Annotated in this window: 18 protein-coding genes; 2 read left to right on the top strand and 16 right to left on the bottom strand. The window is 66.5% G+C overall.

What is annotated here, in order from left to right:
- Nucleotides 1-20 precede the first annotated feature (20 nt).
- Nucleotides 21-419: a DUF488 domain-containing protein gene (locus tag PNI01S_RS26540; RefSeq protein WP_024765206.1), complete on the bottom strand. Its 399-nt coding sequence runs from the start codon at nt 417-419 to the stop codon at nt 21-23.
- Between the two features lie 87 nt (nt 420-506).
- On the opposite strand from PNI01S_RS26540, the gene PNI01S_RS26535 reads away from it, so the two are divergent.
- The gene (locus PNI01S_RS26535; protein WP_024765207.1) at nt 507-1,175 is read left to right on the top strand and encodes a COG3650 family protein; all 669 of its coding nucleotides are present in this window, start codon (nt 507-509) and stop codon (nt 1,173-1,175) included.
- Nucleotides 1,176-1,191: 16 nt separating this feature from the next.
- On the opposite strand, the gene PNI01S_RS26530 is transcribed toward PNI01S_RS26535, so the two are convergent.
- The 11 genes from PNI01S_RS26530 to PNI01S_RS26480 all read right to left on the bottom strand — a co-directional run bounded on the left by PNI01S_RS26530 (nt 1,192) and on the right by PNI01S_RS26480 (nt 10,746).
- On the bottom strand, nt 1,192-1,443 hold the full coding sequence (locus PNI01S_RS26530; RefSeq protein ID WP_024765208.1) for a hypothetical protein: 252 nt from the start codon (nt 1,441-1,443) through the stop codon (nt 1,192-1,194).
- Nucleotides 1,444-1,457: 14 nt separating this feature from the next.
- Nucleotides 1,458-2,147: an aspartate/glutamate racemase family protein gene (locus PNI01S_RS26525; RefSeq protein ID WP_024765209.1), complete on the bottom strand. Its 690-nt coding sequence runs from the start codon at nt 2,145-2,147 to the stop codon at nt 1,458-1,460.
- Nucleotides 2,148-2,164: 17 nt separating this feature from the next.
- Nucleotides 2,165-3,265, bottom strand: coding sequence for a PLP-dependent cysteine synthase family protein (locus PNI01S_RS26520; protein ID WP_065327965.1), 1,101 nt, complete (start codon nt 3,263-3,265; stop codon nt 2,165-2,167).
- 38 nt (nt 3,266-3,303) lie between these two features.
- Nucleotides 3,304-4,209, bottom strand: coding sequence for a DMT family transporter (locus tag PNI01S_RS26515; protein WP_084359736.1), 906 nt, complete (start codon nt 4,207-4,209; stop codon nt 3,304-3,306).
- Nucleotides 4,210-4,327: 118 nt separating this feature from the next.
- Nucleotides 4,328-4,657: a Na+/H+ antiporter subunit G gene (locus PNI01S_RS26510; protein WP_024765211.1), complete on the bottom strand. Its 330-nt coding sequence runs from the start codon at nt 4,655-4,657 to the stop codon at nt 4,328-4,330.
- Entirely contained in the window at nt 4,654-4,923 is a 270-nt protein-coding gene (locus tag PNI01S_RS26505; protein WP_037011922.1) for a K+/H+ antiporter subunit F, read from the bottom strand. Before PNI01S_RS26505 ends, PNI01S_RS26510 begins: the two co-directional genes overlap by 4 nt.
- The gene (locus PNI01S_RS26500) at nt 4,908-5,408 is read right to left on the bottom strand and encodes a Na+/H+ antiporter subunit E (RefSeq protein ID WP_084359735.1); all 501 of its coding nucleotides are present in this window, start codon (nt 5,406-5,408) and stop codon (nt 4,908-4,910) included. Before PNI01S_RS26500 ends, PNI01S_RS26505 begins: the two co-directional genes overlap by 16 nt.
- Nucleotides 5,405-6,901 carry a monovalent cation/H+ antiporter subunit D gene (locus tag PNI01S_RS26495; protein ID WP_065327966.1) on the bottom strand — a complete coding sequence of 499 codons (1,497 nt, stop codon included), beginning with the start codon at nt 6,899-6,901 and terminating at the stop codon, nt 5,405-5,407. The genes PNI01S_RS26500 and PNI01S_RS26495 overlap by 4 nt, the downstream gene beginning before the upstream one ends.
- A complete protein-coding gene (locus PNI01S_RS26490) occupies nt 6,898-7,230 on the bottom strand; it encodes a Na+/H+ antiporter subunit C (protein ID WP_024765215.1) in 333 nt (110 codons plus the stop codon). Before PNI01S_RS26490 ends, PNI01S_RS26495 begins: the two co-directional genes overlap by 4 nt.
- The gene (locus tag PNI01S_RS26485; RefSeq protein WP_024765216.1) at nt 7,230-10,025 is read right to left on the bottom strand and encodes a monovalent cation/H+ antiporter subunit A; all 2,796 of its coding nucleotides are present in this window, start codon (nt 10,023-10,025) and stop codon (nt 7,230-7,232) included. The genes PNI01S_RS26490 and PNI01S_RS26485 overlap by 1 nt, the downstream gene beginning before the upstream one ends.
- Before the next feature lie 256 nt (nt 10,026-10,281).
- Nucleotides 10,282-10,746, bottom strand: coding sequence for an outer membrane lipoprotein (locus tag PNI01S_RS26480; RefSeq protein ID WP_024765217.1), 465 nt, complete (start codon nt 10,744-10,746; stop codon nt 10,282-10,284).
- A gap of 205 nt (nt 10,747-10,951) precedes the next feature.
- Here PNI01S_RS26480 and PNI01S_RS26475 point away from each other — a divergent pair, with 205 nt between their 5' ends.
- Nucleotides 10,952-11,188 (top strand): hypothetical protein, encoded by a 237-nt coding sequence (locus tag PNI01S_RS26475; protein WP_037011935.1) that lies wholly within the window; start codon nt 10,952-10,954, stop codon nt 11,186-11,188.
- On the opposite strand, the gene PNI01S_RS26470 is transcribed toward PNI01S_RS26475, so the two are convergent.
- The 4 genes from PNI01S_RS26470 to PNI01S_RS26455 form a co-directional block, all read right to left on the bottom strand.
- Entirely contained in the window at nt 11,173-12,312 is a 1,140-nt protein-coding gene (locus PNI01S_RS26470) for a glycerate kinase (RefSeq protein ID WP_024765219.1), read from the bottom strand. The genes PNI01S_RS26475 and PNI01S_RS26470 overlap by 16 nt on opposite strands.
- A gap of 203 nt (nt 12,313-12,515) precedes the next feature.
- Complete coding sequence (gene pdxH / locus PNI01S_RS26465) at nt 12,516-13,163, bottom strand: pyridoxamine 5'-phosphate oxidase (RefSeq protein ID WP_024765220.1); 648 nt, start codon at nt 13,161-13,163, stop codon at nt 12,516-12,518.
- A gap of 108 nt (nt 13,164-13,271) precedes the next feature.
- Nucleotides 13,272-14,072, bottom strand: a complete 801-nt coding sequence (locus tag PNI01S_RS26460) for an OmpA family protein (protein WP_024765221.1) — start codon at nt 14,070-14,072, stop codon at nt 13,272-13,274.
- 245 nt (nt 14,073-14,317) lie between these two features.
- Nucleotides 14,318-15,463, bottom strand: coding sequence for a serine hydrolase domain-containing protein (locus PNI01S_RS26455; RefSeq protein WP_084359734.1), 1,146 nt, complete (start codon nt 15,461-15,463; stop codon nt 14,318-14,320).
- Nucleotides 15,464-15,529 lie beyond the last annotated feature (66 nt).

Genomic DNA, 15,529 nt, shown 5'->3' with positions numbered 1-15,529 from the left:
AGCGAGCTCGCGAACTGCCTCTATTCTCTCTTCCCGGCATAGCAGACCGGGGAACTCCCCTCGCCCTGCTTCGCCAACTCGTCCTCAAGGAACTCCGCCAGCACCCGGGCGTTGTTGTGCTCCTCGTCCCTGGCTGCATAGAGCAGCGTCAGCGTGCCCTTGCGTGCGAGGTCCAGCAGCCCCATCCAGTGCTCCGGGTGAGCGTTCAGTTCGCCGTGGTAGGCCTTGCGGAATTCCTCGAACAGGCTCGGGTCGTGGTGGAAGCGCTGGCGCAGTTCGTTGGACGGCGAGGCCTCCTTGGCCCAACACTCCATGTACAGGTCTTCCTTGCGAATTCCCCGTGGCCAGAGCCGGTCCACCAGCACCCTCAGGCCGTCCCCCTCGGTCGCCGGTTCGTAAGCACGCTTGCAGCGGATCATCCGAAATTCTCCTCGCCGTTGGGCATTGCCCTTGAGGTGACCGGCTTCGCTGGGTAACGTGGGCGCACTTTCGAGGGAGCCCGTTCCATGCGATCCAGCCGTTTCATTCTGTTCAGCCTGCTACCCCTGTTCGCCGCCTGCCAGGTGTGGACGCCGAACAAGACCGATCTTAACGCCTCCACCCGCCTGCAGGGCGAACTGAGCCGTGTGGACGGCCAGCTGGTGTTCCGCAGCTGCACCGAGCAACGCCGCTTCAGCATCGAGGACACCGGCAACACCGGCCTGCCCCGCGACGCACTGGAAATGTTCAACGATGGCGCCACCTCGCTGTACGCCGACCTGCGCGGCAGCTTCAGCGGCAGCAGCGCCCAGGGCACCGACGGCAAGCTGGAAGTGGCCAAGGTCTATCGCCTGCAGAATGAGGGCTCGGGCTGCGACGACCCGAACTTCAAGCGCGCGGTGGTCCGCGCCCACGGCAACGAGCCGGGCTGGAGCGTGCTGGTCAACAGCCAGGGCATGCTGATCGAGCAGCCGGGCAAGGAATCGCTGGCGCTGCCGTACATCGCCGAGGGCGTGCCTGACGGCAGCACCAGCTATTCCAGCGAGGCCAATGGCGAGAAGGTCGAGTTGTGGGTGGCTCCAGCCCGCTGCCAGGACAGCATGAGCGGCGCCCTGAGCAACCTCTCCGCCGAACTGCGCCTCGACAACAAGGTCATGCGCGGCTGCGCCTATCCGGGCGGCTCCAGCGGCGATTGATCGCCGCCGGCGGGGCTCAGACCAGCAGCCCCGCCGCGACCAACCTTGCCTTGAGTGCGGCGAATTCCTCGGCGTACTCCCAATAGGCCAGCCGGCCATCGCTGGCAGTGACCAGCACGTACTTCTCGCTGATCGACTGGATGCGCTCGACGCGCACCAGCTTCTCGACGAAGTCCGGGTCCGAAACCTGCTCGATCACCTCGCGGTTCTGCTCGTCATAGCCGTGCATGATGAACGCGGCACGTACCTTCAGGCTGATGAAGCTCATGCTGTTTGTCCTCGTCAAAGCGCAGCGTCGGCGGCATGCAGGGCGTGAAGCGCGGTGGTGTCGAACAGTGGCACCGAGGCGTCCGCCGGGCCGACCAGCAGGGAAATCTCCGTGCAGCCCAGGATCACCGCCTCGGCGCCCTGCGCCACCAGCGCGGCGATGATCCGCCGATACTCCTCCCTCGATTCGTCGCGAATCCGCCCCAGGCAGAGTTCCTCGTAGATGATCCGGTGCACCACCTGGCGATCGGCCTCGCTCGGCGTCAGCACCTTCAGCCCGAACCTGTCCACCAGGCGATCCTTGTAGAACGCCTGTTCCATGGTGAAGCGCGTGCCCAGCAGGCCGACCGTGGTCACGCCCGCCGCGCGTATCGCCTCGGCGGTCGGGTCGGCGATGTGCAGCAGCGGGATATCCACCGCCGCCTCGATGGCCGGCGCCACCTTGTGCATGGTGTTGGTACAGAGCACGAGGAAATCCGCCCCCGCCGCCCTCAGCGAGCGAGCCGCGTCAGCCAGCACGCGGCCGGCAGCGTCCCAGTCGCCGACATGCTGCAGACGCTCGATCTCGTGGAAGTCCACGCTGTACAGCACGACCTTCGCCGAGTGCAGGCCGCCCAGGCGCTCCTTGATGCGTTCGTTGATCTGCCGGTAGTAGGGAATGGTCGATTCCCAGCTCATGCCGCCGATCAGGCCAATGGTCTTCATGCTTCGCTCCAGATGAATCAATCCAGTCCGATACAGGGCAGATCGCCGGGCAGCGCCGCGCCGTGTTCGGCGCACTGGCGCACGGCCTCTATCAGCGGATCGAGGTCGAAGCCCTGGGAAATCAGCCATAGCGGGTTGTAATAGGTTGTCGCGTAGCGCTCGCCGCTGTCACAGAGGATCGCCACCACCGAACCACTCTCGCGCCGAGCCACCATCTGACGCGCGACCAGCAGCGCGCCGATCAGGTTGGTGCCGCTGGAGGCGCCGACGTGCCGGCCCAGCCGCTGCGCCAGGTAGTGCATGGCGGCCAGCGACAGGTCATCCGGCACCTTGCAGCAGGCATCCAGCACGTTGGGCAGGAACGACGCTTCCACGCGCGGGCGGCCGATGCCTTCGATGCGCGAGCCGTAGCTCAGGGTGAGGCCGCGGTCGCCGGTGCGGTAGGAATCGAAGAACACCGAGCGTTCGGCGTCGGCGCAGAGCACACGGGTGTCATGCCGGCGGTAGCGGGCGAAGCGCCCCAGGGTCGCCAGGGTGCCACCGGTGCCGGGGCTGGAGACCAGCCAGGCCGGCTCGGGGAAGCGCTCGTGGCGCATCTGCTGGAAGATCGACTCGGCGATGTTGTTGTTCGCCCGCCAGTCGGTGGCGCGCTCGGCGTAGGTGAACTGGTCCATGAAGTGGCCGCCGGTTTCCTTCGCCAGTCGCTCGGATTCGGCGTAGATCTGCGTCGGGTCGTCCACCAAGTGCGCCTGGCCGCCATAGAAGGCGATCTGCGCGATCTTCTCCTTCGAGGTGCTGGCGGGAACCACGGCAATGAACGGCACGCCGAGCAGCCGGGCGAAATACGCTTCGGAGATCGCCGTCGAACCACTGGATGCCTCGATCACCGGAGCGCCCGGCCGCAGCCAGCCATTGCACAACGCGTAGAGGAACAGCGAGCGGGCCAGGCGGTGCTTGAGGCTGCCGGTGGGGTGGCTGGACTCGTCCTTGAAATACAGGTCCACGCCCGGCAGGCCGGGCATGTCCAGGGGAATCAGGTGGGTATCGGCGCTGCGTTGGAAATCCGCTTCGATGATGCGGATCGCCTCGCGGGTCCAGTTGCGTTCCTGGGCGGCCATCGTGTCGTTCTCCTGGCAGGGCAAGCGATTCAGTGAGTTCAGTCCAGCACACCGGCGGGCGACGTGGGCGGCGCGCTGCGCCACTGGCTGAGGGCGACACCGGCAAACACCAGGCCGGCGGCCAGCGCCTGCTGGCCGCTGAGCACCTCGCCCAGCAGCAGCGCGGCGAAGATCAGGGTGAACACCGGGATCAGGTTGATGAAGCCGGTCGCCTGGCTTGCCGGCAGGCGGCTGACACCGAAGTTGTACAGGCCATAGGCGCCGACGGTTACCACGCTGCCCAGGTAGACCAGCGCGAACCAGCCAGTCGGGCCGGGTGCCGCCGGCAGCCCGGAGGTTGCCAGCGCCAGCGGCAGGAAGAACACCGAGCCGATGAACGCCTGCATCGCGGTCAGGATGAAGGGCGAATAACGCGCCGACAGGTGCTTGAGCAGCAGGGTGTAGCCGGTGGCGCAAAGCATTGCCAGCAACTCGTAGAGGTTGCCCAGCAGCGGGTTGGGCGCATGGCTGTCCGGCTCGCTGGCCAGCGTCAGCCAGAGCGAGCCGAGCACCGCCAGGGCAAAACCCAGCCAGGTGTTGCGGGCGATCCGTTCATGCAGCAGGAAGAAGGCGCCAACCGCCACCAGCAGGGGCAGCAGCGCGGTGATCATCCCGGCCTGCGCGGCACTGGTCTGTTGCAGCGCCAGGGACTCGAAGATGAAGTACAGGCAGGGCTCGCAAGCGGCCAGGGCGAGCAGCCACCTCCAGTCACCGGGTCGGTAGTCGATTCGCCCGCGCCAGCGCCAGGCGGCGAGGAAGATCAGGCTGCCCAGCGCCATCCGGGCGAAGATCACCCACATGGCGGGCATTTCCAGGAAGGCGAATTTCAGCGCGATGAAGGAACTGCCCCAGAGCGCCATGGCCAGCACCAGGCACGCGAGGGCGAACGGCCGGGATTGCTGCACGGGACGCTCCAGTCAAAAGGTCCCCGGAGTATAGGAGGCGCCCGGTTGCAGCCGACAGGTACAGAACGGAGGGGAAACTGTATGGGCCGACGTGCTCGCTTCTACAAGAGCCGGAAACTCACTCCCAAGGCTTGCCCTTGGTCCCCCGCTCCACCGGCACGCGCCGCTGCATCGCTGCCTTCGCCAACAGGTGCGCGCTCACCGGTGCGGTGATGAAGAGGAATCCAGTGATCAGAATCTCGTGCAGGCTCACGCCCTCGCCGCGCGTACTGAAGTACAGCAGCGAGGCCAGCACCACGCCGCCCACACCCAGGGTCGAGGCCTTGGTCGGCGCGTGCAGGCGCGTGTAGAAGTCCGGCAGGCGGTACAGGCCGATGGCGCCGAGCAGGGCGAACAGGCTGCCGGCCAGCAGCAGGAAGCAGACCAGCGCCTCGATGATCACGTTCATTCGATGATGTCTCCGCGCAGGAGGAACTTGCACAGCGCCACGGTGCTGACGAAGCCCATCACCGCGATCAGCAGCGCCGCCTCGAAGTACAGGCCGCTGCCCTTCCAGATGCCGAATAGCACGATCAGCGCGATGGCCTCGATCGACAGCGTATCCAGCGCGAGGATGCGGTCCGCCACCGAAGGCCCGCGGATCAGCCGCGCCACGGTGAGCAGCACGGCGATGCCCAGCACTGCCAGGCAGATCGGGATCACGATGCCGAGCACGGGAACACCTCCTTCAGCGGCGCCTCGTAGCGCGCCTTGATATCCGCCACCAGCGCCTGCGGATCGGGCACGTCGATGCCGTGGACCAGCAGCGTGCGGCGATCGGCGGAAAGGTCGGCGGAACAGGTGCCGGGGGTCAGGGTGATGACGCTGGCGAGGATGCTGATGGCCAGATCGTCGGTCAGCTCCAGCGGGATTTCCACGAAACCCGGCCGTAGATTCGCCTTCGGCCCGAGCACCAGTTTCGCCACCTGCAGGTTCGCCACCACGATGTCGTAGAGCACCAGGCCGATGAAGCGCAGCAATAGCCCCGGCCGCTGGATGCGCGGTGCGGACAGCAGCAGGTTGCGGCACAGCAGTGGGATCGTCAGGCCGAGGAAGGCGCCGAGCAGCCAGTGGCCAAGGGAGAAATCATTGACCAGCAGTAGCCAGCTCAGCAGCAGTACGCCACTGAGCAGCGGGTGCGGAAGCAGCCGACGGCTCATGCGCCACCTCCCAGCAGGATCGCCTGGCGATAGAGCCCGGCGTCCAGTAACTGCGCCGCCGTGGCCTGTGCATAAGTGAGCAGGGGCCGTGCGGCCACCACCATCAGCGGCGCGCTGGCCAGCAGGCCGAAGGTCGCCAACAGCTTCACCGGCTCGCGCTCGGCGCTGCCCAGCACGGTATTCCCGGTGCGCCAGAACAGCGTGCTGCCGGCGCGGCTCAAGGCAACGATGGTCACCAGCCCACTGAGCAGGACCACGCTCCACAGCGCGACGGCCTCGCTGCCGCCGGTTACCGAGCGCAGCAGCATCAACTTGCCGAGGAAGCCCGACAGTGGCGGCAACCCGGCAACCGCGATGGCGCCGAAGAAGAACGCACCGCCCAGCAAATGCGGCTGCAGCAACGCCGGGCCTTGTACCAGCCGGCCGGCTTTGTCGCCACGCTGGCGGGCGATCAGGTCGGCCAGCAGGAACAGGCCACCGGCCACCCAGATGCTATGCAGCAAGTAATAAAGCGCGGCGGACAATGCTTCCGGCGTGCCCAGGGCAATGGCCGCCAGCAGCGTACCGGCCGATACCACGACCAGATACGACAGCATGGCTTGCAGCGTGGTCGCCGCGAGTGCCCCCAGCGCACCGGCGACGATGCCGGCCAGGGCCAGCGGCCACAGCCACGCCTGCGCGAGATTCGCCAACTCGCCGGCCTGCTCGCCGAAGATCAGCGTGTACACCCGCAGGATCGAGTAGATGCCCACCTTGGTCATGATCGAGAACAGCGCCGCCACCGGCGCGGTGGCTTCGGCGTAGGCCCTGGGCAGCCAGAAATACAGCGGCAGCAGCGCGGCCTTGAGCCCGAACACCACCAGCAGCAACAGCGCCGCCGCGCGCACCAGCGGCGCCTGCTCGGCGCTCAGCTGCGCCACGCGCTCGGCCATGTGCGCCATGTTCAGGGTGCCGGTGATGCCGTAGAGCGTGCCCACGGCGATGAGGAAGAACGCCGAGCCGACGAGGTTGAGCACCACATAGTGCACCCCCGCACGCACGCGCCCTGCCCCGCCACCATGCAGTAACAGCGCGTAGGAAGCGATCAGCAGGATCTCGAAGAACACGAAGAGGTTGAACAGGTCACCGGTGAGGAACGCACCGTTCAACCCCAGCAACTGGAACTGGAACAGCGGGTGGAAGCGCTTGCCGCGCTTGTCATCCCCGCGCAGCGCGTAGATCAGTGACAGGCTGGCGAGCAGCGCGGTGGCGGCAATCATCAGCGCACTGAGGCGGTCCAGCACCAGAATGATGCCGAACGGCGGCCGCCAGTTGCCCAGCGCGTAGAACTGCACCACGCCACTGTCGGCCTGCTGCAGCAGCACGGCGGCAAGCGGCAGCAGCGTCAGCGTGGCGAGCAGCGACAGGCCGCGTTGCAGGCGCTCGCCGACCAGCAGCAGCGCACAGCCGGCGAACAGCGGCAGCAGGACGGGCAGGATCAGCCAGTGGTTCATCGGCCTTCCTCCCCGTCGCCGCCATCCACATGGTCGCCGCCGGTATCCGCCAGCCCGCGCAAGGCCAGCACAATGACGAAAGCCGTCATGGCGAAGCCAATGACGATGGCGGTCAGCACCAGCGCCTGGGGAATCGGATCGCCGGCGTTGGCGACCTTGCCGATCACCGCCGGGTCACCGGCAAGGCGGCCCATGGCGAAGAGGAACAGGTTCACTGCGTAGGACAATAGCGTCAGCCCCAACACGACAGGGAAGGTGCGCGCGCGCAGCAGCAGATAGACGCCGCTGGCGGTCAGCAACCCGAGGGCGATGGCGAACAGCGCTTCCATCAGTACGCCTCCTTAGTCAGCGGCTCCGGCGGCGCGGTGACCGAACCCAGCCCGGAAAGAATCAGCAGCGTCGCGCCGACCACGGTGAAGTACACGCCCAGGTCGAAGAGCATGGCGGTGGCCAGCTCAATCTCACCCACCAGCGGAATGTGGAAGTGGCCGAACGCCGAGGTGAGGAACGGGAAGCCGAAGAACCATGCGCCCAGCCCGGTCAGCCCGGCGATCAGCACGCCGAGGCCGGCAAGGCGTCCGTAGTCCAGCGGCAGGCGCGTGCTCACCCAGCGGCTGCCACAGGCGATGTACTGGAGAATGAGCGCGACCGAAGTGATCAACCCGGCAATGAAGCCGCCGCCCGGCAGGTTGTGCCCGCGCAGGAAGATGAACACCGAAACCAGCAGCGCCAGCGGCAGAAGCAGGCGCGAGAGCGTGGCGAGGATCGGTGGGAAGCGGTCCTTGGCCCAGGCGTGGCCCTCGTCATCCTGCTCGCGGCGCAGCAGGCGCAGGCCGTCGAGCAGCGCGAAGATGCCAACCGCGGCGATCGCCAGCACGGTGATCTCGCCGAGGGTATCGAAGCCCCGGAAGTCCACGAGGATCACGTTCACCACGTTGTGTCCGCCGCCGCCGGAAACGCTGTTCTCCAGGTAGTAGCCGGCGATGCTGTCGTAGGGACGCGTGAGCACGGCATAGGCCAGCAGTGTGACCATCAGGCCAGCGCCGACGGCGATGATGAAATCACGCAGGCGGCGCAGGCTGCTGGAACTCTTCGGCGTGCGTGCCGGCAGGTAGTACAGCGCCAGCATCAGCAGGACCATGGTCACCACTTCCACCGACAGTTGGGTCAGTGCCAGGTCCGGCGCGGCGAAACGGGCGAAGGCCAGCGCCACCAGCAGGCCGGCGATACTGAGAATGACCAGCGCGGTCAGGCGCTGGCGGTGGAACCAGACGGTGAGCGGCCCGGCGATGGCCAGCAGGACCAGGCCCAGGGCGGTGATGCCATCCAGCGGCGTCTGCGCACGGTTGCCTTCGATACCCGGCAGCGGCGCGAGGCCGGCAAAAACCACGACCACGGCGGCCAGCACCAGCAGCATCGAATAGCGCTGCAGCGAGCCGTTCTCCAGGTAGCCGGTGACCCGCGCGGCAAAGCGCACCACCCGCTGCACCTGTTGCTCGAACACCTGCTTGGCGTCCATCGCCGGCAGCCCGGCGTACCAGTCGAACAGCGGCTTGCGCAGCACATAGAGCAGCACGCCGCCGGCGGTGGCGACGAAGCTCATGGCCAGCGGCACATTGAAGCCGTGCCAGATCGCCAGGCTGTATTCGGGTAGCGCGCCGTTCAGGCTCGACGCGGCGGCGCCGGCCAGCAGCGGGCCGACGATGATGCCCGGCATGATCCCCACCAGCAGGCAGATCAGCACGAGGATTTCCACCGGCACCTTCATGTAGCGCGGCGGCTCATGGGGGTGCGGGTTGGGCAGGTTGATCGGCTCGCCGTTGAAGAACACGTCGTGGATGAAACGCACCGAGTAGCTCACCGAGAACAGCGCGCCCAAGGTCGCCAGCGCCGGGATCAGCCAGTTGAAGCTGCCCATCATGTTCTGCGCCAGGGTCTCGCCGAAGAACATTTCCTTGCTGAGGAAGCCGTTGAGCAGCGGCACACCCGCCATCGAAGCCGACGCCACCATCGCCAGCACGGCGGTGTGCGGCATGTACTTCCACATGCCGTTGATGCGACGCATGTCGCGGCTGCCGGTCTCGTGGTCGATGATCCCGGCGGCCATGAAGAGCGAGGCCTTGAAGGTCGCGTGGTTGATGATGTGGAAGATCGCCGCGACGTTGGCCATGGGCGAATCCAGGCCGAACAACAGGGTGATCAGGCCCAGGTGACTGATGGTCGAGTAGGCCAGCAGGCCCTTGAGGTCGTTCTGGAACAGCGCGACGAACGCCCCCATCAGCAACGTCGCCAGGCCGGTGAGGCTGACCAGGTAGAACCACAGGTCATTGCCCGACAGCAGCGGGTACAGGCGCGCCAACAGGAACACGCCGGCTTTCACCATGGTCGCCGAGTGCAGGTAGGCGGAGACCGGCGTCGGCGCGGCCATCGCGTGGGGCAGCCAGAAATGGAATGGGAACTGCGCCGACTTGGTGAACACCCCCAGCAGCACCAGGCACAGCGCCAGCGGGAACAGCGGGCTGGCCTGCAGCACCTCGCGCGCGCCGAGCACGCTGCTCAACTCGAAGCTGCCGACCACGTGGCCGATCAGCAGGATGCCGGCCAACAGCGCGAGGCCACCGCCACCGGTCACCGCCAGCGCCATCCGCGCGCCCTTGCGCGCATCCGAGCGATGCCCCCAGAAGCCGATCAGCAGGAACGACGACAGGCTGGTCAGTTCCCAGAACACCAGCATCAACAGCAGGTTTTCGCTGAGCACCACGCCAAGCATGGCGCCCATGAACAGCAGCAGGAAGGCGAAGAAACGCCCGGCAGGCTCCTTCTCCGACAGGTAATAGCGGGCGTAGAGGACCACCAGCAGGCCAATACCGAGGATCAACAGGGCGAACAGGAAGCCCAGGCCATCCAGACGCAGGCTGAGGTTCAAGCCCAGCTCCGGCAACCACTCCGAGCGATAGACCCGAGGATCAGCGCCCAGCACCCCGCGCTGGCTCAACAGCAGGGCCAACCCGGCGAGCGGCACCAGGCCGGTCGCGGCAGCACAGGCCGTTCGACCGAAACGCTCGGCCATCAGCGGCAGCAATACCCCGAAGAAAGGCAGCGCGATGATCAGCGCCAGAATCATGTCCTGCTCCTTCTCGCCAGCGGACGGCGTCCATACAAACGACCCCGCACCGCAGGGGCCGGCGTACGAAGGCCACGATTATCCATATCTATCGATTACGCGTCATGGATTGAATTATTACGAAAATTCAGCCCTGGTCGCGCCGGCAGCGCCCCAGGTCGACATTCCAATCCCCAAAACGATAGCGCGCGACAGTCGGAGCGACTGCCGCGCGCTGAGTTTCGATGGCCGCTACAGGTGGGCGGCCGGTAACCGGTCAGTGAGAGACGCGGCTGGTACCGTTGACGGTCAGGATGCGCACACGCTCGCCCACGCGGAACACGGCGCCTTCGTCGACCTGCTGGACATAGGCGCGGGTGCTGCCGTCGTCTTCGCGAACGGTGATTTCCACGCCCTGGGTACGGGTCAGGCCTTCCTCGGTAGCCGCACCGAGCAGGCCGCCGGCCACGGCGCCAATGATGGCAGTGACATAGCTGCCCTTACCGCCACCGATGGCGCTGCCACCGATGCCGCCGACTGCAGCGCCGGCAACCGAGCCGATCGGTGTCTTGGTGCCTTCGATCTTCACGGGGCGCAGGGCCTGGATGGTACCCATTCGAACATTCTGCACGGTACGTGCTTCTTCACGGGTATAGGTGTCGCCGGTCAAGCTGGACTGGCAACCACCGAGGGTCATGGCCAGAGCAGCGAAAGTCACGGCGATCAGGGCAGTTTTACGCATTGGGGAACCTCCGAGTAGGGCTACGACTATTAGACTCCGACGACAGCCCGCCTGTCACGCCAGGTCGTGAAACAGCTGATCTCGATTCAGCTTTCGTACAGTTTGTGCCATATCCGCCGAAATCGCCTGCCGTGGCTCAGTTTTTCCTGCAGGAGTATCGGTTAGGCTGGTGCCCGCAGAAGAAGCACCCGACCTGGATTCGCGCATGGACTACTTCATCATCGTCGCCACCACCGCCGCCGGCCTGTATTTCCACTGGTGGATCTACTGGCGCATCCGTCGCTGGATGGACCGCGACCTGGCACTGTCGCTGGCGGGCGATGATCCGCACAAACGCCACTACCTGCTCGAATGCCTGGCGGATGCCAAGCGCCAGAAAGTGAAACGTCGCGACCTCCCTGACTGGCTGCAGCGCGCCGCCGACGACTACCGCGCAGCCTGAGCCAGCGACCAGAAGCGTGCCAGCGCCTCGGCGCGGTTTTCCAGCTCCTGCGCCGCCCGTGCGCAGGCATCGGCCAGGGTGATGGGCCCCGGCGCCAGGCTGAACGCTGCCTCGATACCCGCCTCGCGCAATTCAGCCAACCCTTCGCCAACGCTACCCGCCAGTGCAATCACCGGCACGCCCGTGCGACGGGCGACATGCGCCACGCCCACCGGCGTCTTTCCATGCAGGCTCTGGCCATCCAGCCGCCCTTCCCCGGTAATGACCAACGACGCGCCGGCAAGCGCCGTGTCCAGTTCCGACAGCTCGGCGATCAGCTCGATGCCCGGGCGGAACCGCGCCTTGAGGAACGCCCGGCAGGCGAAGCCCAGACCGCCCGCGGCACCGACGCCGGGGAACAGGCTGTGATCCTGCCCGAGAGCCTGCGCCGCCACTTCGGCGAAGCGTTTCAGCGCGGCGTCCAGCTGCTGCACCTGCGCCGGGTTCGCGCCCTTCTGCGGTCCGAAGATGGCTGAGGCGCCATGCGGGCCGCAAAGGGGATTGTTCACATCAGCAGCGACTTCGACCTCGACCGCGCCCAGCCGCGGGTCGAGGTTCGACAGGTCGATACGCTGAAGTTGCGAGAGCTGCGCGCCGCCGGCGCCCAACTCCTTGCCCTGGTCATCGAGGAAACTTGCACCCAGCGCCTGCAGCAGACCCAGGCCGCCGTCATTGGTGGCACTGCCGCCCAGGCCGATGATGATTTTCTTCGCGCCGGCATTCAGCGCCGCGCGAATCAATTCGCCCGTGCCGCGGCTGGTGGTGCGGGTGGCATCGCGCAGGCTTTCGGGCACCCAGTGCAGGCCGCTGGCGGCAGCCATCTCGATCACCGCCGTGGCGTCTGCCAGGCAGCCCCAGTGGGCTTTCACCGGCTGCTCCAGCGGGCCGCAGACCTCCAGCTCGCGACGTTCGCCCGGCCGCGCGGCCAGCACCGCATCCACCGTGCCTTCGCCGCCGTCGGCCATGGGCCGCAGCAGGGTTTCGTCGTCGGGCCGGGCGCGCAGCCAGCCACGGGAGATGGCTTCGGCGACCTCAGGGGCGGAAAGGCTTTCCTTGAAGGAGTCGGGAGCGATGACGACTTTCATGGGACAGGTCCGTTGGGCGAGAGGATGGAGGGCATCCTACACCGCAGCACGGTTTTCCCGACGTGCGCAGGAGCGGACTTCGTCCGCGATTGTTCCGATTCAGGCCTGAAAGTCGATATGACCTGTAGGAGCGACATTGCTCGCGAACAACCCCAACGGTGAGGCAATTCGCGAGCCAGCTCGCTCCTACGAAGGGCAGAAGCTCAGGGAGCGAGACGTTCGCGCACCCAGGCGCCGTTCTCGACGCGGAAGTTGAGGCGATCGTGCAGGCGGCTCGGACGGCCCTGCCAGAACTCGATGCGGCTCGGCAGCAGGCGGAAGCCACCCCAGAAGTCCGGGCAGCTCGGTGCGCTGTCGGCGAAGCGCTGCTCCGTCTCGGCCAGCAATTGCTCCAGTTCGCCGCGGCCATCGATCACCCGGCTCTGCGGCGAGGCCCAGGCGCCCAGGCGGCTGCCCAGCGGGCGCACGCGGTAATAGGCGGCGGACTCTTCGGCGGAGACTTTCTCCACCCGTCCTTCAATGCGCACCTGGCGTTCCAGCGCCGGCCAGAAGAAGGTCATGGCCGCGCGCGGATTCTCCAGGAGCTGCTGCCCCTTGGCGCTTTCGTAGTTGCTGAAGAAGGTGAAACCACGCTCGTCCAGACCCTTGAGCAGGAGCACGCGGCAATGCGGCTGGCCGTCGGCGTCCGCAGTGGCGAGCATCATCGCGTTGGGTTCGACCGGCAGTTGCTCGGTCTTCACCGCGTCTTCGAACCACTGGTTGAACAGGCTGAACGGTTCGGCGGGCGCCTGGGCCTCGGTCAGTCCATCACGGGTGTATTCGCGGCGCATATCGGCCAGGGTCTGAGCCATCGGAAATCTCCTGCAGAAGAAGTCCTTAAGCTTATCCAGAGTTGCGCCTTCGCGCTTGATCCACGACAAGCGTCATTCCAGACGGAATGACGCTTTGCGTGCGGCGGTTCAGTTGGCCTGGGCGAGCGCCAGCAGGCTGGTGCGCTGGGTCACCAGTACCTCGACGCGGCGGTTCAGCGCGCGGCCTTCGGCGCTGGCGTTGTCGGCGCGCGGCAGGCTGGAGCCGACGCCCTTCAGGCGCAGGCGATCGGCGCCCAGGCCACTGAGGCGGAAGATCGAGGAGACTGCCTGGGCACGTTGCAGGCTGACCTTGTCGTTGGTCGCCTTGTCGCCCGAGCTGTCGCTGTGGCCGAGCACCAGTACGCCGCTCTCCGGATCGTTCTGCAGCATCTTCGCTACGTTGCCCAGCGGCGCCAGGGTGATCGGCAGCAGCAGTTCAGGGCGCTTGGGATTGAAGGAGCCTTCCACCGGCGCGATCAGCACCAGGGCGTTTTCGCGGCGCTCGACGGTGAACTTGCTGCCCGCTACCGCTTCACGCAGGGACTTCTCGTGCTGGTCCAGCCACTCCTTGCTGACCTTGGTGTCCTGCGGCTTGGCGGCCTTCTCGGCGCCAGGCTTGCTGTCGCTCACACCGAATGGCCACCACCAGTGGCCACCGGGCTGCTGGCTGCCGGCATCGGCGACCTTGGCTGCCTCGACCGGTTTCTTCTGCGGTGCGGGCGCGGCCGCGCTCGCTTCCTCGTCGCCACCGAAGGGCCACCACCAGTGAGCGGTGCCGGGCTTGGCAGCGGCCACGGCGCTATCCGGCGCCTTGGCCTGGTCCTGGGACTGGAACTGGCTGCAGGCGGAAAGGCCGACGCACAGCGCAAGGGTGGAGACTTTCAGCGAATTCGAGAACAGCAGGTTCATGGGAGCGATTCCACAAGTCGGAACATGAAGGGAGGCCAGGCGCCACCGGTAGGCGGTGGCACCCTGACTTCAGCAATCGGCTTAAGAGTTGTACATAACTTACTCAGTTGGAACGAGATTTTAATCTCGAACTGACGAGCGGCGCATGTTTGCACGCAGGGAACGCCGTCACGCACGCAAGCGCGACGGCAAAAGCGGACGACCTTAAGAAGGTGCGGCGGGAGGAAGGTTCCTCCCGCTCGTCGCTACAGGCAGTCGCCGGCGAGGTGCGCCAGGCGCTGGGCGCGTGGGTCCATCAGCACGTAGGGGCCAAGGGTGTTGACGACGAACCCGAAGGCCAGCTCACGCTCCGGGTCGGCGAAGCCGATGGAGCCACCGGCCCCCGGATGGCCGAAGGCCTGCGGGCCAAGGCCGTAAGTGGCGTTGGCGACATTCGGCTGGTCAAGCATGCAACCAAGACCGAAGCGCGTACAGGTCAACAAAGTTCGATCCTCGCCGACGGCATGTTCGCGGGTGAGCTCGGCCAGCAGCGCTTCGTCCAGCAACTTGCCCTGCAGGAGACCATCGTAGAAGCCCGCCAGCGAGCGCGCATTGCCATGGCCATTGGCCGCCGGCTGCGACATGCGCCGCCATTCCGGCTTGTTGGTGCTGGTGAGCACCGACGGCGGATTGGTGAAGGCGCGGGTGGAAAGTGCGGCGGCGTCGGTCATCATGGTCCGTAGCAACCGTTGCGCCGCGGCGTCGCCCAGGTTGCCCTTGCCGCGGGCGATGTGCGCTACACGGTGGAATTCGGCGTCACCCAGGCCGATGTGGAAATCCAGCCCCAATGGCTTGGCCGTGCGCTCGACGATGGCGGCACCCGGCTCGCGACCGTCGACACGGCGGATCACTTCGCCGATCAGCCAGCCGTAGGTGATGGGGGCATAGCCATGCTCGACGCCGGGTGTCCACCAGGGCGTTTCGCCGGCGAGCGCGGCCGTCATGCTGTCCCAGTCGTATAGCGCCTCGGGCGCCAGCGGCTCGCGAATCGCCGGCAGGCCCGCGCGATGGCACAGGAGCTGGCGCACGGTGATGCCCTGCTTGCCGGCCTGCTCGAACTCCGGCCAATAGCGCGCCACCGGCGCATCAAGGTCGAGCCGCCCTTCTCCCACCAGTTGCAGCGCAGCGACGGCAGCGAAAGTCTTGGTGCAGGAGAACAGGTTGAGCAACGTATCGGCCTGCCAGTCCTGGCCCGGTTCCTTGCCCGCGCTGCCGGCCCAGAGATCGACCACGGTTTCGCCGCCGACCTGGATGCACAGCGCCGCACCGCGCTCCTGCGGGTCCTCGAACAGCGCGCTGAAAGCATCGGCAACGGGAGTGAAGCGCGGATCGCAGTGGCCGTTCAGGGTCATCTCAAACTCCGGAAATGAGCAGGGGCGGAGGCGCCATTCTTTCAGCGCGCTCCGCCCCTGGGAACC

This window comes from Pseudomonas nitroreducens NBRC 12694, assembly GCF_002091755.1.
Taxonomy (GTDB): domain Bacteria; phylum Pseudomonadota; class Gammaproteobacteria; order Pseudomonadales; family Pseudomonadaceae; genus Pseudomonas; species Pseudomonas nitroreducens.
Note: the sequence above shows the minus strand (reverse complement) of the source record. Positions and strands in the feature narration are given on the sequence as shown.

Bases quoted from the DNA above. Each gene is read 5' to 3' on its own strand.
- PNI01S_RS26485 (WP_024765216.1), bottom strand. From the start codon at position 10,025: ATGATTCTGGCGCTGATCATCGCGCTGCCTTTCTTCGGGGTATTGCTG.
- PNI01S_RS26475 (WP_037011935.1), top strand. From the start codon at position 10,952: ATGGACTACTTCATCATCGTCGCCACCACCGCCGCCGGCCTGTATTTC.
- PNI01S_RS26540 (WP_024765206.1), bottom strand. From the start codon at position 419: ATGATCCGCTGCAAGCGTGCTTACGAACCGGCGACCGAGGGGGACGGC.
- PNI01S_RS26510 (WP_024765211.1), bottom strand. From the start codon at position 4,657: ATGAACGTGATCATCGAGGCGCTGGTCTGCTTCCTGCTGCTGGCCGGC.
- PNI01S_RS26525 (WP_024765209.1), bottom strand. From the start codon at position 2,147: ATGAAGACCATTGGCCTGATCGGCGGCATGAGCTGGGAATCGACCATT.
- PNI01S_RS26535 (WP_024765207.1), top strand. From the start codon at position 507: ATGCGATCCAGCCGTTTCATTCTGTTCAGCCTGCTACCCCTGTTCGCC.
- PNI01S_RS26520 (WP_065327965.1), bottom strand. From the start codon at position 3,265: ATGGCCGCCCAGGAACGCAACTGGACCCGCGAGGCGATCCGCATCATC.
- PNI01S_RS26470 (WP_024765219.1), bottom strand. From the start codon at position 12,312: ATGAAAGTCGTCATCGCTCCCGACTCCTTCAAGGAAAGCCTTTCCGCC.
- pdxH (WP_024765220.1), bottom strand. From the start codon at position 13,163: ATGGCTCAGACCCTGGCCGATATGCGCCGCGAATACACCCGTGATGGA.
- PNI01S_RS26495 (WP_065327966.1), bottom strand. From the start codon at position 6,901: ATGAACCACTGGCTGATCCTGCCCGTCCTGCTGCCGCTGTTCGCCGGC.
- PNI01S_RS26490 (WP_024765215.1), bottom strand. From the start codon at position 7,230: ATGGAAGCGCTGTTCGCCATCGCCCTCGGGTTGCTGACCGCCAGCGGC.
- PNI01S_RS26460 (WP_024765221.1), bottom strand. From the start codon at position 14,072: ATGAACCTGCTGTTCTCGAATTCGCTGAAAGTCTCCACCCTTGCGCTG.
- PNI01S_RS26500 (WP_084359735.1), bottom strand. From the start codon at position 5,408: ATGAGCCGTCGGCTGCTTCCGCACCCGCTGCTCAGTGGCGTACTGCTG.
- PNI01S_RS26530 (WP_024765208.1), bottom strand. From the start codon at position 1,443: ATGAGCTTCATCAGCCTGAAGGTACGTGCCGCGTTCATCATGCACGGC.
- PNI01S_RS26455 (WP_084359734.1), bottom strand. From the start codon at position 15,463: ATGACCCTGAACGGCCACTGCGATCCGCGCTTCACTCCCGTTGCCGAT.
- PNI01S_RS26480 (WP_024765217.1), bottom strand. From the start codon at position 10,746: ATGCGTAAAACTGCCCTGATCGCCGTGACTTTCGCTGCTCTGGCCATG.